Source organism: Pseudoalteromonas sp. GCY, assembly GCF_016695175.1.
GTDB lineage: Bacteria > Pseudomonadota > Gammaproteobacteria > Enterobacterales > Alteromonadaceae > Pseudoalteromonas.
The window spans coordinates 301,655-316,113 of sequence record NZ_CP068023.1 but is presented as its reverse complement, the minus strand read 5'-3'; the positions used below and the strand labels follow the sequence as shown (position 1 = coordinate 316,113).

Here is a 14,459-nt window from a genome sequence, read left to right as displayed (position 1 = left end):
TAAGCGCTAACGTAAGGCGCGCTTAGCTAAGATAAAAGCGCGTCTTTGCCGACTTCAGATAAAAGCCTTTTTCATCTTCCTCGAGCAGTTCAGCCCACTGATAATAGACATTTCGTGAAATTCTAGCGGTTAAACCATAATTGAGTGTGAGAAATGGAATATCTCCCCCATTAACATGCTCAAGGGCTAATGGAAACACATCACAAATGGGCCATTCACGGCCTAAATTATCTATCGCGATAATACAAGGTGATAACTCCAAAGCCGATGCTTCATCACAGTAACGCCATTGCTCGATAATAAAAGGATGAGCAAGCACCTCTATCTCACAACTTTCTGCTGGGGTTTTTAACCAATACTGTTGACCATCAAAGGTTAAAACACTAGCAAACAAGGCAACAAGCGATTGCCGTTTAATTTCACGCCCTTGATGAAACCAACGGCCATCCGCCGCAATTTTGATGTCAGAAAAACCGCACGACGGCGCCGACCAATTTTCGGTCGGCGCATGAGTCGTAACATACTGTTTGATTAACGCATCAATTTTGTTCATCAAAAACCAAGTTGAAGCTAACAGGCACGCTAGTCGCGATAGTCTTCAGACCCGCGATTTCTCGTAGCGCTTCAATCCCTTTATCTAACCCAAACTGCTTAGAATCGAGAATAAATGCATGTACCGGTGTAACCACCAAGCCATTAGCACTTTTCGTTATCAATAAGTCTAGGCTGATCTTTTGGATCTGACCATGCAGTGTCAATGTTGCTGTTACATCATTGATTTTTTGTGTACCTGCTTTGAGTTTAGCAAGCACTTCAGAAACATCAGCGTTGACTTTAGCCTTTGGGTGTTGCGCTACATTGAACAGCATCTTTTGCATGCGTTCATTACGGATCGGGATCATCGTTTCAACGCTGGCCAGATCAATATTAACTTCAAGCTCGCCTTTAGCAGATAATGTACTATCTATCGTTTTAAAATGATGTACTTCTGCAACGCTAGTCTGTTTCACAGACACAAAACTAACATCGCTTTGTTGTTGATTAAATTGCCAAGCAGCGAACGCCTGAGAAGAAATAAGTGCACTACCTAAAAGAAGGTACTTTAGCATGACGACTTCCTTATTAAATGAGAGTGAATTGCATTTGAGCGCTCAGTGTAAAACGCAGTGCAAATTAAATAAACCTTTAATCATAAACTCGTCGTTATGTTGGAATACTTTTACGCTCATTGTAATCATTTTACAGCGGGAAAATAGCTTTAGTAGCCAAGCAAAAATTTTGCGATTTAGTTATCCTAAACAAAAAATTTTTAACGAAGATAATAGGGGTTTCACCTGCACATTGATTGGGGAATTACATCAATTGGTATCATCTTTGAGAAGAGAAGAAAAAGACGGCCCGTAAAAATTACGAGCCGCTATAGCAATCTGGGGAGAAGCTATCAATACACTGTATCCTCTTTCGAGAGATACATCATCAACAGGATGTCCTACAGGATGAGGACGGCGCGAACTCTAACAAATAGACGTCCAGAAATAAACACCAAAAGGCAAAACTTGAGCCAATTTGATAAACTTTCAACGTTAATTTGTTTTTTGTTACTAGGGATTAACAGAAGCTACAAAATTAAGACGCTATGCTGCTAGTGTATACTTGCAAACAAGAATGAATGGAGTTGCACTAGTGTGCAACTCGGGTAGATTTTAATATCGACTAGTGTGCTTGTTCCCAGTTATCACCACTGTCAGCTTCAACTAATAACGGTACATCAAGTACTGCCGCAGCGCTCATCAACTCACAGATTTTTTCACTGTATTCGGCAACTTTATCACTGTGTACTTCAAACACTAATTCATCGTGCACTTGCATGAGCAATTGGATATCATTGCTATCACAGCTTTGTAGCCATTCATCCACTTTAATCATCGCCTTTTTGATGATATCCGCCGCAGTGCCCTGCATCGGTGCGTTGATGGCTGCACGTTCTGCTGCTTTTCTGCGAGCGCCATTACGCGCATTGATATCCGGTAGATACAAGCGGCGACCGAATAAGGTTTCTACATACCCTTTATCAGCAGCCTCTTCACGCGTGCGCTCCATATACTCTAATACACCTGGGAAGCGTTCAAAGTACATATCCATATAATGTTGCGCTTCATTTATTGGAATATCTAACTGACGTGACAGACCAAACGCACTCATGCCATAGATCAGACCAAAGTTAACCGCTTTGGCTTTTCGGCGCATATCAGAAGTCACTTCCTCAAGCGGCACGGAAAACACTTCAGACGCTGTTGCACTGTGTACATCTTTACCTTCAGCAAAGGCACTCAACAACCCTTTGTCTTGTGACAAATGTGCCATGATCCTAAGCTCGATTTGGCTGTAATCCGCCGCGACGATTTTTTTATTATTGTCGGCAACAAATGCCTGACGAATACGACGTCCCGCTTCATTACGGATCGGAATATTTTGCAAGTTAGGATCGCTTGAGCTTAGACGGCCCGTTGCAGTAACGGCTTGATGATAAGAAGTGTGCACGCGACCGGTATCCGCATTAACCAATTTTGGTAATTTGTCGGTATAGGTTGATTTCAGCTTAGCCAAGCCACGGTGCTCAATAATAAGTTTTGGCAGTGGATAATCATGCGCCAACTCTTGTAGCACTTCTTCGGCTGTTGAAGGCGCGCCTTTTGGCGTTTTCTTAATCACTGGTAGCTCAAGTTTGTCGAACAATATCGCTTGTAGTTGCTTTGTTGAACTCAGGTTGAACTCCTCACCTGCAATTTCAAAAGCTTGTTGTTCAAGCTCACCTAAGCGTTTTTCAATCTCGATACTTTGCTTCGCTAGCATATCGCCATCGATGTGCACACCAGTGCGTTCAATGCGAGAAAGTACGCTCAGCAGCGGTAATTCAATCTCTGTAAATACCTGCTTAAGGCGATTTTCTTTTTCAATTAACGGCCAGAGGTGTTGATGCAATCTCAGTGTAATATCAGCGTCTTCCGCTGCATAAGGCGCCGCCTTTTCTAGCTCAATTTGGTTAAAGGTCAGTTGGTTCTTACCTTTGCCTGCGATGTCTTCAAAGCTAATGGTTTTATGGCCTAAATATTTTAGCGCCAAGGAGTCCATATCGTGACGAGTTCCTACGCTGTTAAATACGTAAGACTCCAACATGGTATCAAAAGCGATCCCTTGCAGTTCAAGCCCGGCACGGGCAAGCACACTTTGATCATATTTTAAATTTTGGCCCACTTTTTTGATCTGAGGATCAGCAAGTAGCGGTGCCATGATCTCAAACACCATGTCTTGAGAAAGCTGCTCAGGTGCTCCCACATAGTCGTGATTGATTGGTAAGTAAGCCGCTTCGCCCGGTGCAACCGCAAAGCTCATTCCAACTAGATCCGCCTGCATATAGTTAACACTGGTGGTTTCAGTATCAAAAGCGATGAGCTGGGCTGCTTTTAACTTAGTTACCCAGTCATCAAGCTGTGCTTTTGTCAAAATGGTCTCGTATTGGGTGTCGACCTGCGCCGCTGCAGGTGCCGACCCTTCAGCCTCCACATCAACGATGTCAGCTTGTGACTGACCATCCAGCAATTCAGCTAACCAACGCTTAAATTCACACTGACCATATAGCTCGATTAAGCGATCTTTATCCATCTCAGCTATTTTAAATTGCTCTAAGTCTTGCTCTACTTCACAATCCAGCTTAATGGTGGCTAATTCATACGACAGTTTTAGCTGCTCTTGGTGTTCCTCTAGTTTTTTCGCCATGGTTTTTGAGCCACGAAAACCTAAATCAGCAATTTTGTCTAAGTTTTCGTAGAGCGAATCGATAGAGCCTAACCCCTGTAGCATCGCCAATGCCGTTTTTTCACCAACGCCAGGTACGCCCGGAATATTATCGACCTTATCTCCCATTAACGCGAGATAGTCGATGATCAAGTCAGGACCAATACCAAACTTATCCACTACCCCTTCAGGGTCTAAGATCGTATTCGTCATTGTGTTGATCAACGTGACATGTTCATTGACCAATTGCGCCATATCCTTATCACCAGTGCTGATTAGCACATGTCGACTTTGCTCTGACGCTATTTTAGAGAATGTACCGATCACGTCATCGGCCTCGACACCACTTATACTTACCAGTGGCAAGCCCATTGCCTTAATTATTTCGTGGATCGGCTCAATTTGCGTTCTCAGATCATCCGGCATAGGCGGGCGATGCGCTTTATACTCGCTATACATTTCGTTGCGGAAAGTGGGCCCTTTAGCGTCAAAGACTACTACCATATGACTTGGTTGATATTGCTTAAGCAAACTCTTAAGCATATTGATCACACCGTAGATCGCACCAGTTGCTTCACCTTTTGAATTTGTTAAATGTGGTGGCGCATGATAAGCACGAAATAAATAGGAAGAACCATCAACCAAGATCAACGGATTTTGAGGGATCTGAGACATAAATATTGGATCCTAAATTAGTCTTTTGTGGAGTAGAATGTAAGGATGCCACAAGGCACAAGATAAAACGAGTTTCGCGTTATCTCATCATTTAGATAAATCGTGCTGCACCTGTGGATAACTTTGTAGACAAACACGAAAAATCGCTCCTGAACTTTGATTTAAAAGTTAGAGTGAGAATTAAAACCTTGATTTACTTGCGTTTTTTGTGCCTTTTTTATTGTTATTATCTTTACCGCTTTGTGGATAAAGAATTTTTTTAGTCACGCTTAACAAACTGGGTGAGTAAAAAATAGCCTGATTTTCTCAAGCGGAGGAGTATACTAACACAATTGATCAAAGATCATAGAAGATCCTTTATAATTTTTTAATTCGTGCATAATTCTTTTTATGCATATAGCGCGCATGATGTGACATTGAAGGGAGAAATGAATGAAAAAAGTAGCAGTAATTTTAAGTGGCTGTGGAGTATTCGACGGTGCCGAGATCCACGAGTCAGTATTAACACTACTCAATCTTGAAAAAGCAGGGGCAAGCTATCAGTGCTTTGCACCTAATATTGATCAATTCCATGTGATCAATCACATCACCGGTGAAGAACAAGATGAACGTCGTAATGTTCTTGTTGAAGCCGCCCGCATTGCACGCGGAGAAATTGTAGATCTGGAAACATTAAGTGCTGACGAATTCGATGCTTTGGTATTACCAGGAGGTTTTGGTGTAGCAAAGAATCTTTCTGATTTTGCTTTTAAAGGCGCAGACTCTACGATTCTTGAAAGCGTAAAGCGCGTATGTCGTGAGTTCAATCACCAGCAAAAGCCTATCGCTTATTTATGCATTGCGCCAGCACTCATTGCCCATATCCATACACCGGGTACACTCGCGACCATAGGTAATGATGTTGATACCGCAGCGGCAGTTAATACGCTTGGTGCAAAGCACGTGGATTGTGAAGTGACCGAGATCGTCGTTGATGACAATGAAAAAGTGATTAGTACACCGGCATATATGCTGGCGTCATCCATTCTTGAAGCCGCGACAGGCATCGAAAAGGCGGTGACGAAGTTAATCGAAATGGCCTAAAAGCGATCGATACAGGCTTTTCCTCGTATTAGTAGAAGAAAGCGTTAGGGCCGATCGACTCACATTTCGGCCTAACGTTATTGCAAATTTAGGCAAAAAAGCTTGCCCTAACGCAATAAATTAATGGTTTTAACCATTTATACTCAAGTTTACGTTTTATAAATGAACAGGTGACGTTATAATCCCAATAATTCCGTCATCCATTATCGTGATTGAACACGTTCAAACGAAGTGAGCAAGGTAAATGAAAAAACTTTCAGCAGCACTTTTATTGCTATCAACAGCCGCAGTTGCGCAACCATACGACAATTCTCTAACTGAAGAAGCGATTAAAAAACGTCTTCAGCCTATCGGCTCAGTATATTTAGCTGGCGCTGAAAGTGCAGCAGAAGCAGAGCCATCAGGACCTCGTTCAGGTGAGCAGGTATATCAAGCGGCATGTTTCGCTTGCCACGGCACAGGCGCACTAGGTGCACCAAAAACAGCTGACGATTGGGCACCTCGCCTAGCGAAAGGTTCAGACGTATTATTAGACCACGCAATTAACGGTTTTAACGCAATGCCTCCTCGCGGTACTTGTATGAACTGCTCGGATGATGAGATTGCAGCAGCAATCGATTTCATGACAAGCAAATAAGTATTTCAACTTCTCTATTTAGGGTAGAAAGACTTATTGGACAGTGCAGCGTTTATCGCTGCATTTTCGTCTCAATATAGTGCCATAAAAGCCGTGATTAGCACTGGCTTGATATCGCTTTATAAAGCGAACAGGAATGAGAAATTTACACTTGACCGCCTCGGCTAAAAGTGAAACTATTAAGCTCAATAATTAAACAACAATAAGAACTGGTTTCGTCATTGGAAGAGCCACAACAGCAGGTTAGGAGACTATCTCGGCGAACCGCCAGATTAGAGTCTTTACTCAAAAAGTATAAAAGAAAGTCTCAACTTCAATACACATTAATTCAGTTATCAGAACAGGCTAGCACTGTTGCTGAGCTTACCCTCTTGTATCCCGCAATCCACAATATTCTATCTCAATATTTACCTAGCAAAAGCTTTTACGTTGTCCTGCAAAATCGCTTTACTCAAGCGCTTGAACTATCGTATTTTGTTGATGAGAAAGACGGTATTTCTGTCCCACTTCATGAAGCACATCACTTTAAAGATGGTGTGACTGGTTTTGTATTTAAAACCGGCGAAACCGTTTATCTCACCAAAGATGACATGCTATCGCGAGCCAATGCTGGCGAGTTTAAGATAATGGGCAGTCAAGCGGAGCATTGGGTGGGTGTACCTATCTATCGCGACGGCGCAATTATTGGCGTTATGGTATCGCAAAGCTACGAAGCAGAGCAATCCTACAGCGATCATCAAGTTGAATTGCTTGAAGTAATGTCTCTGTATCTGGCCACGGCGATTGAACGCGTTAAAAAGCGTGAGTTACTAGAGTCTGAAGTAAAAATTCGCACGCGGGCACTAATGCAAAGTAATGAAGCACTTAATAAAGAGATAGAAAACCGCAAGCGCGCGCTAGAAAGACAGCAAATCTTATTTAAGATTTCTGAATTAGCAACCCAGTTCTCCGATATTGACGATGTTTACCAACAAGTTCACGACATTATTCGCTCTATTACTTTTGCCGACAACCTCTATATAGCGCTTTACGATAAAGAGACGAATTGGCTTACCTTTCCGTATAGTGTTGATGAAAAAACCAGTTATAACCCTCGTCCATTTGCAAAAGGGTATAGTGAGCTGGTCATTCGTACTGAGCAAAGCCAGTTAATAGACAGTACCCGGGCCAAAGCCTTAGCACTCGAGGGCACAGTAGAGCGCCCCGCAGGCTATAATCACAAGCTTGCTGCAACCAGTTGGCTTGGTGCACCATTAAAAACAGCTACTGGCGTCATCGGCCTGATCGCATGTCAGGCTTATGAGCACAAACACGAATTTAATTATGATGATGTTGAGCTGATCTCTTTTGTATCTAATCAGATTGCCTCTGTATTACAAACACATCTAGCGAACCAAGCGCTTAAGATCAGTCACCAGCAGTTAGAACATCGAGTTGCGGAAAAAACTAAAGAGCTACAACAAGCCAATTTACACCTGCAAATGCAGATGGAAGAGCGCAAAAAGATTGAGCAACAGCTTTATCATGATGCTCATCATGATTCACTCACGGGTCTTCCAAACCGTAGTTTGTTTTTAACTCAGCTTGAAAAGACGCTGAAGAAACATCATCGTTATCCCGAAGATAACTTTGCCGTTCTTTTTATTGATTTAGATAAATTTAAAGACATTAATGATGAATTAGGTCACCAAGCTGGCGATCAGTTTTTGGTGTGGGTGGCACAGTCATTCTTAGAGTGTATTCGTGAACACGATTTATTAGCTCGACTTGCTGGTGATGAATTCGTGATCTTACTTGATCACCTAACCGATCGTCAGCAAGCGGAAGATGTCGCCAAGCGTATTATCAAAGTCATGCAGCAACCTTTCTGTTTGAAGGGAGTATGCATGCAAAGCGGTGCCAGCATAGGGATCACCTACAGTAATAAGCTATACCGTAACACCGATGAAATTATCAGAGATGCCGATGCGGCAATGTACTATGCTAAAAACGCTGGCCGTGGTCGCTATGAATTTTATCATCCATTGCTAACCGCAAGCTCAAATGCTCAAAAGCAGCAAGAGCAGCATCACTTAGATAAGCTCCCTACCCACTTCCGCTGTACGGAAATCGTGAACTGGTCTGATAACGCCCAGCCAATTGGCTTTTTGGAAGCCTTTGGCGAGCATCCAGTGTTAGGCAGCACCAGTTTTGACATTCTGAAAAAGTTTGCAGCAGAAAAATCTCAACTGCTTGAAATTGAATTGCACCTACTTAACAAAGCGCAAGAAATAGCCCTTAGCCGCGATGAAGATATGCTATTTGGTTGTTCAGCAATGTTACTAGAAAGCGCACACTTTGACGCGCTAAAGCAGCAGCTTAAGCGGCAAGACAAAACACTTTGTTTACTCTTCGAAGAAAGCGAAATTCGCTTTGCTTCTAGTCAGCAAGTATTAAATCTCAGAGCCTTGGCCGATATGGGGATCCCTATTGGGCTGAATAATTTTGGTAAAGATCGCTGCGATCTAACCCTAATTAGCCAAGTTGACTTTACCTATGTCTTATTAAGCTCGACGTTTAGTAAACGCGTCTTACAGCAAACAAGTTATGAGGTTCAATTACAAGGTATTTTAGCCGTTACTAAGGTGAAGAATATTAAGGTTATCGCCCGAGGTCCTGCGATTTTAAACTTTAGAAGCTTGCTGGAAAAGCATGGCTTGCAGTTGTTTTTTGGCAAACAGCAAATGCTGGATAAGGGCAATGAACGTGTAGCCTTTATCCAGAGTTTTGATAACGAATCAGTCCCGTCTTAGCATTGCCCGTAAATTCGCAACGTTAGACTTTCCTTTTTCCATTCGTTCTGCCTGTGTCGCCACAGGCTTTTTCCCTTCAATTTGTAAATCATCTTGCGGCAATTCTTGTACAAAGCGACTCAGCTCTGGGGTGATCTGCTCGCCAAATTGACGACGACTCTTGGTATAAGTCAATGTTAAGGTTTGCTGAGCTCGAGTTATGCCAACATAGGCCAAACGCCTTTCCTCTTCGACATTATCTTCGTCGATACTCGTTTGATGGGGTAGTAACCCTTCTTCCATCCCCACCATAAATACGTGCGGATATTCAAGACCTTTGGAGGCATGCAGCGTTAATAACTGTACTGCATCTGAGTCATCTTCCTCTTCATTGCGCTCAAGCATATCTCTTAACGTCAGTTTACTTACCACTTCTGGCAATGTCATGGCGGGGTTATCAGCATCTCCCGTAAGCATATCACTTATCCAACGGTATAGTTCTGATACGTTTTTCATCCGCATTTCCGCCGCTTTAGCGCTGGGAGATGACTCGTAAAGATAAGCTTCGTAATTAATTTCACGGATCATATCTTTTACCGCTTCCAAGGTATCTCCGCGGGTTGCTCGGTCGGAAAGCTCAACCACCCAGCGTGCAAATCCCATCAATGCATTTAAGCCACGACCCGCCAAGCGATCCGCGAGCTCTGCCTCAAAACACGCCGCAAATAGACTGATATGGCGTTCGTTGGCAAAGCTACCTAGCTTTTCTAATGTCACCGGGCCAATCTCGCGTCGTGGGGTATTGACGATACGTAAAAATGCGTTGTCATCATCTTGGTTCACTAAGAATCGTAAATAAGCCATGATGTCTTTGATTTCACTGCGTGCAAAGAACGACATACCGCCACTAATTTTGTATGGAATGCGGTTGGTCATGAGTGCCTTTTCAAACACTCGAGCTTGGTGATTTCCACGATAAAGCAATGCGTAGTCGCGATAGCTGGTACGTTTCATAAACTTGTGTGAAATGATCTCCGCGACCACACGCTCCGCTTCATGTTCTTCGTCACGGGTCGCTATCACACGGATCGGGTCGCCATACCCCAGTTCACTAAACAGTTGTTTATCAAATTCATGGGGATTGTTGGCGATAAGAATATTCGCGGCCTTTAGGATCCGCCCTGCACTACGGTAGTTTTGCTCCAACTTGATAAGTCTTAGGCCCGGGAAGTCTTTGCTCAGCAGCACTAAGTTTTGCGGTTTAGCGCCACGCCATGAATAGATAGACTGATCATCGTCACCAACCACCGTAAAACGTGCGCGCTCACCAACTAGCAGTTTCACTAACTGATACTGGCTGGTATTGGTATCTTGATACTCATCCACCAGCAAATAGCGGAATCGTTGCTGCCAGCGCTCTCTCACATCAACCGACTGATTCAAAAGCAAAGTTGGGATCATAATAAGATCATCAAAGTCTAACGCATTGTAAGCACGCAGCTGCGTTTGATAACGCGCATAAAGCTGAGCGAATAGCGCTTTTTGTGGCTCTCGCGCTTCTCGAATAGCACGCTCTGGCAAAATAAGCTCGTTCTTCCAGTTGCCAATCTGCATTTTCAGCAAGTTGAGTAAGTCTTTATCACGCTCAAGCTCTTTTTCAGTGAGTTCACTTAACAACTGATTTGTGTCTTGATCATCAAACAAGGAAAAGCCTGGTTTATACCCTAAGGTCTTGACCTCTTTTTTAATGATTTCCAGCCCTAATGTATGGAATGTCGACACCCACAAACCCTTAGCTTCTTGCTTGCCCAAAGTTTGTGCCACACGTTCACGCATTTCTTTCGCCGCTTTGTTGGTAAAGGTGACCGCAGCGATATTCTTTGCTTTGTATTCACACTGCTGCACTAGGTAGGCAATTTTATTGGTAATAACCCGGGTTTTACCTGAGCCCGCCCCTGCCAACACAAGGCATGGACCACTGATATATTTTACCGCTTCGTCTTGTTTTGGGTTGAGCTTCATGCAACTAATCCGGTTATCTTCTCGCTTGGCACAATGTTGGCAACAACTGTCAGTGCTGAGGGGTTGAGGAATTCTTATAAACTAAGCACGCTAGTTTACCGTATCCATGTAAAACTATGAAGCGAACCTTTCCCGTCTGCGGCGCATAAGGTAAGATGGCCTTTGTATACTGACTCGCAAGCTAAGGTAAGAAGATGATTAATCCAGCCAAAATTGAAGAAATTGCTAAGCAAATTTCCAGTAATATGCCACAGGGCGTAAAGAATCTTGCTGAAACATTTGAAGCAAGAACGAAACAGGCGATCCAGAGCAAATTATCAGAAATGGATTTTGTTAGCAGAGAAGAGTTTGATATTCAAAGCAAAGTGCTGATCCGCACGCGTGAAAAATTGGTTGAACTTGAAGAAAAAGTAGCGCAGTTAGAAGCACAACTTGCCAGCCAAGCATCCGACTCGCAGGAATAAGCAACCAAAGCTTCGGATAGTAAAGCGTGCGCTTGTGGCGCACGCAATCTCTAAGCTCTGTTAAACCTAGCAATAGCGCTGATTCACACCAAGCAGAGATTTTTCATAGCAAAGTGACAGTTGCTGCATATCTTCTACGGCGTTCACCACCTCATTCAAGAGACCATCAGCAAGGCCATAGACCCATCCGTGTACCGTCAAAGCTTGACCTCGCTGCCAAGCATCTTGAACGATATTGCTCTGACACACGTTGCGCACCTGTTCAACCACATTTAGCTCACAAAGCGCCGCACACTGCTTTTCTTTGCTCACTTGTTCAATAATCGCTTGGTGTTTCTCTTTCACATCAGCGACATGACGCAGCCAGTTATCGATCAGACCAAACTTAGCGTTATCGAGTACGGCTTGCACTCCGCCACAACCGTAGTGACCGACCACCATAATGTGATCCACTTTGAGCACCTCAACCGCATACTGCATGACCGACAAACAATTATGATCGGTATGCACCACGACATTGGCAACATTGCGGTGAACAAACAACTCTCCGGGCATTAAGTCAACAATCTCGTTGGCAGGCACACGAGAGTCAGAGCAGCCAATCCATAGATAATCTGGATTCTGTTGTTGCGACAGTTTTTTGAAAAACTCAGGATCACTGGCATTGGTGCGATCTGCCCACTGTTTATTATTATCGAGTAAGTGACTCAGTGGACTTGGGCTCGTATTACACATTAATGGTTCTCCGACTGACGTTCAGCCTGTATCAAAATATTCCTTGGGGTGAGTGACTTTTCACAAAAAGTACTAAGGGTGACATCATACCCAGCTGCTTGCAGATATAAAACCCTATCCAGGACCAACCAGATCTCAATCGCGCGACGAAACACGTGTCGTACTAACTCAATTCTGTCCGTTACTTGTTTTCGTTCACGCCCAATACGTTCATATCGGTCAAAATCAATTCCATCAGGCAGAACGAGCTGCTTCTGCTCAGCTGCCCAATAACAGAATTCACTAAACGCCCCCGAAAAAATAGCCTTATTGACCGAAGGCACACTCACGTAATGTTTATCTGCGGTAAGTTCTCTGCGCAGCGCATCAAACCCTAAGCGCCAACTCACCTCTTTTTTACGTACTTGTGCCACTCTCCCGGGCGCTGTAACTGTCTCTTGCAGCGCTAGCTTCATATCGTGATGAGACAAATTGAGCTGACTTTGCTGTGCTTCAACGCTCATGGCTTGATAATTAGGTGGCGTAAATAAGTGATAGCAACACGGAGAAAGCGATAGCTTTTTCATGCCATTCGCCACCGCTTGGTGCATAAATACACGATGTAATTCGCCACATGCATGTAGTGCAATGCCATGGCGATTTTCAACAAAGTGGCGATGTGTGTCATCTTTCAACACGTCGGCACAATGAAAATGCAGGTTTAGATTTTGTCGCTTCGCGCTTTCCTCTCCTTGTCGGCATAGATCCGCTTGAAGCTCAATACTGTTCACTTCAGGCGCACCACGATAAGAAAGCAGTCGACCTAAATGGCCTTTACCTGCGCACCATTCTAGTACCGATGCTTTGGTTTCGTTTATTGCGGCAACAAAGTCTTGGAGTTGCTCCAGTTTACGTCCTTTTATACCATTGCTCAGCCAAAATGGTAACTCATCTCTGTGGCCCACTTTTTGCGGTAAAGCACTTAAGACCGTAAGTTGTTCAAGTTCGGGAATATAGCGACTAAAAAAAGTAAAAAGGGCATCAGTGTCACTGTCTAATGTTGATACTGCATCGTCGCTTAACCGCAATAATTCAGATTGCAGTTGTGGCCAAGGAATAGTGAGATGCTCAAAAGCAACGACTTGCCAATATTGTCGGGTATCGAATAATAATTTATCTAGAAGTTGAAAGCGTTTGCTCGGTTCCACAATGGCCACGGTTGTCAGGGAAACAATACCCTTATTCTAGCGTAATTGTTGATGATATTTACGAGAAAAAATTAAGTGGATATACATAGGGATACAAACCAATGTCAAAATCGCTGCAATAATCAACACCCAAGATAACTTAGGTTGTTCATTCTTCACTTCTGAATAAATAAAGCGCGCTTTGTGTTCATGAAATTGACTCACATCTAAGTGATATAGCTGTGCTATCCATTGCCATTTTGCCGTCGACATTGTTCCAATTGGAATATTAGCCACCTTTATGAACTCCCTTAACTTCTCTGCCTCAAATGCGAGCTGTTCCAAGGATTTTTGGGTAGCGTACTGCTGCTTAGTTATCGCTAAGGTTTCTTCTAGATGTAACATAGCGTATCGCCAACCTTTAAGGCTCGCACGACGAAAGCGTTTAACAAGCTCAGGACGGTTTTCTAGTACGCTTTCCGTAGTAAAGAGCACATCAGCATAAACGTTTAAACCAAACTGCTTAGGGCAAATTTCACGGATTGATAGACCGCTTTGCTGTAATGCATAGGGCTCATTGGTGCTATAAACTTGCATCGCATCAAATTTACCCGCGATAAAGTCTTTCAGTGGCTCACTGCCTGAATACAAGCGCATGTTTTGTGTATTGACGCCGGCACGTTGCAACATCATGAGCAACTCACCGTTTTCTGTGTGTCCTAAATGACTGAGGCGTTTCCCCTGAAAATCTCGGGGAACATAAATATCGCTGTCGGCTCTTACCACCCAACAATAAGGAGAAGACTGCAGTATTGCAGCAAGTGCCACAAAGGGTTTACCGTTGAGCCTTTGTTTCAGTAGACCTGAGTGAAACACACCGAACTGTGCTTGCCCGTATAACACGCGAAAATCAACGTTAGGATTATTGGGATCAGCAGGAAGAATATGAACGTCTAACCCTTCCCTGTGATAAAACCCTTTTTCCTTTGCCATATAGTAACCAGCAAACTGAAATTGATGCGTCCACTTTAACTGTAATGTGACTTTTTCAAGAGCGGCAACTTGTATGCTAAACAAGAGAAGTAATAACGCAGCATAGTAATGAAACATC

At 43.5% G+C, this 14,459-nt stretch carries 11 protein-coding genes; 4 read left to right on the top strand and 7 right to left on the bottom strand.

The genetic code is table 11. From position 1 onward, the window contains the following. Positions 1-22 precede the first annotated feature (22 nt). The 3 genes from JJQ94_RS06620 to polA all read right to left on the bottom strand — a co-directional run bounded on the left by JJQ94_RS06620 (position 23) and on the right by polA (position 4,470). Complete coding sequence (locus JJQ94_RS06620; protein WP_099031149.1) at positions 23-553, bottom strand: DUF1285 domain-containing protein; 531 nt, start codon at positions 551-553, stop codon at positions 23-25. Then, complete coding sequence (locus tag JJQ94_RS06615) at positions 540-1,109, bottom strand: YceI family protein (RefSeq protein ID WP_095729025.1); 570 nt, start codon at positions 1,107-1,109, stop codon at positions 540-542. The genes JJQ94_RS06620 and JJQ94_RS06615 overlap by 14 nt, the downstream gene beginning before the upstream one ends. 604 nt (positions 1,110-1,713) lie before the next feature. Beyond that, entirely contained in the window at positions 1,714-4,470 is a 2,757-nt protein-coding gene (polA, locus tag JJQ94_RS06610; RefSeq protein WP_099031147.1) for a DNA polymerase I, read from the bottom strand. 432 nt (positions 4,471-4,902) lie between these two features. On the opposite strand from polA, the gene elbB reads away from it, so the two are divergent. The 3 genes from elbB (at position 4,903) to JJQ94_RS06595 (ending at position 8,982) form a co-directional block, all read left to right on the top strand. Continuing rightward, entirely contained in the window at positions 4,903-5,553 is a 651-nt protein-coding gene (elbB, locus tag JJQ94_RS06605) for an isoprenoid biosynthesis glyoxalase ElbB (RefSeq protein WP_099031146.1), read from the top strand. Positions 5,554-5,797: 244 nt separating this feature from the next. Then, positions 5,798-6,190 (top strand): c-type cytochrome, encoded by a 393-nt coding sequence (locus JJQ94_RS06600; protein WP_088529636.1) that lies wholly within the window; start codon positions 5,798-5,800, stop codon positions 6,188-6,190. A 221-nt stretch (positions 6,191-6,411) separates the two neighbouring features. Beyond that, positions 6,412-8,982, top strand: a complete 2,571-nt coding sequence (locus JJQ94_RS06595) for a sensor domain-containing diguanylate cyclase (protein WP_099031145.1) — start codon at positions 6,412-6,414, stop codon at positions 8,980-8,982. On the opposite strand, the gene rep is transcribed toward JJQ94_RS06595, so the two are convergent. Beyond that, complete coding sequence (gene rep, locus JJQ94_RS06590) at positions 8,968-10,983, bottom strand: DNA helicase Rep (RefSeq protein ID WP_099031144.1); 2,016 nt, start codon at positions 10,981-10,983, stop codon at positions 8,968-8,970. The genes JJQ94_RS06595 and rep overlap by 15 nt on opposite strands. Before the next feature lie 194 nt (positions 10,984-11,177). On the opposite strand from rep, the gene ubiK reads away from it, so the two are divergent. Then, on the top strand, positions 11,178-11,447 hold the full coding sequence (gene ubiK / locus JJQ94_RS06585) for a ubiquinone biosynthesis accessory factor UbiK (RefSeq protein ID WP_010376312.1): 270 nt from the start codon (positions 11,178-11,180) through the stop codon (positions 11,445-11,447). Positions 11,448-11,513: 66 nt separating this feature from the next. On the opposite strand, the gene can is transcribed toward ubiK, so the two are convergent. Genes can through JJQ94_RS06570 form a run of 3 tightly spaced genes read right to left on the bottom strand, consistent with a single transcriptional unit; the run spans position 11,514 to position 14,458 of the window. After that, the gene (can, locus tag JJQ94_RS06580; RefSeq protein ID WP_099031143.1) at positions 11,514-12,182 is read right to left on the bottom strand and encodes a carbonate dehydratase; all 669 of its coding nucleotides are present in this window, start codon (positions 12,180-12,182) and stop codon (positions 11,514-11,516) included. Then, positions 12,182-13,378 carry a methyltransferase gene (locus JJQ94_RS06575; protein ID WP_099031142.1) on the bottom strand — a complete coding sequence of 399 codons (1,197 nt, stop codon included), beginning with the start codon at positions 13,376-13,378 and terminating at the stop codon, positions 12,182-12,184. The genes can and JJQ94_RS06575 overlap by 1 nt, the downstream gene beginning before the upstream one ends. Positions 13,379-13,405: 27 nt before the next feature. Next, on the bottom strand, positions 13,406-14,458 hold the full coding sequence (locus JJQ94_RS06570; protein ID WP_099031141.1) for an ABC transporter substrate-binding protein: 1,053 nt from the start codon (positions 14,456-14,458) through the stop codon (positions 13,406-13,408). Between the last annotated feature and the right edge of the window lies 1 nt (position 14,459).

Coding starts and splice junctions, on each gene's coding strand:
- JJQ94_RS06600 (WP_088529636.1), top strand. CDS start 5,798: ATGAAAAAACTTTCAGCAGCACTTTTATTGCTATCAACAGCCGCAGTT.
- can (WP_099031143.1), bottom strand. CDS start 12,182: ATGTGTAATACGAGCCCAAGTCCACTGAGTCACTTACTCGATAATAAT.
- JJQ94_RS06570 (WP_099031141.1), bottom strand. CDS start 14,458: ATGTTTCATTACTATGCTGCGTTATTACTTCTCTTGTTTAGCATACAA.
- rep (WP_099031144.1), bottom strand. CDS start 10,983: ATGAAGCTCAACCCAAAACAAGACGAAGCGGTAAAATATATCAGTGGT.
- polA (WP_099031147.1), bottom strand. CDS start 4,470: ATGTCTCAGATCCCTCAAAATCCGTTGATCTTGGTTGATGGTTCTTCC.
- ubiK (WP_010376312.1), top strand. CDS start 11,178: ATGATTAATCCAGCCAAAATTGAAGAAATTGCTAAGCAAATTTCCAGT.
- JJQ94_RS06615 (WP_095729025.1), bottom strand. CDS start 1,109: ATGCTAAAGTACCTTCTTTTAGGTAGTGCACTTATTTCTTCTCAGGCG.
- JJQ94_RS06620 (WP_099031149.1), bottom strand. CDS start 553: ATGAACAAAATTGATGCGTTAATCAAACAGTATGTTACGACTCATGCG.
- elbB (WP_099031146.1), top strand. CDS start 4,903: ATGAAAAAAGTAGCAGTAATTTTAAGTGGCTGTGGAGTATTCGACGGT.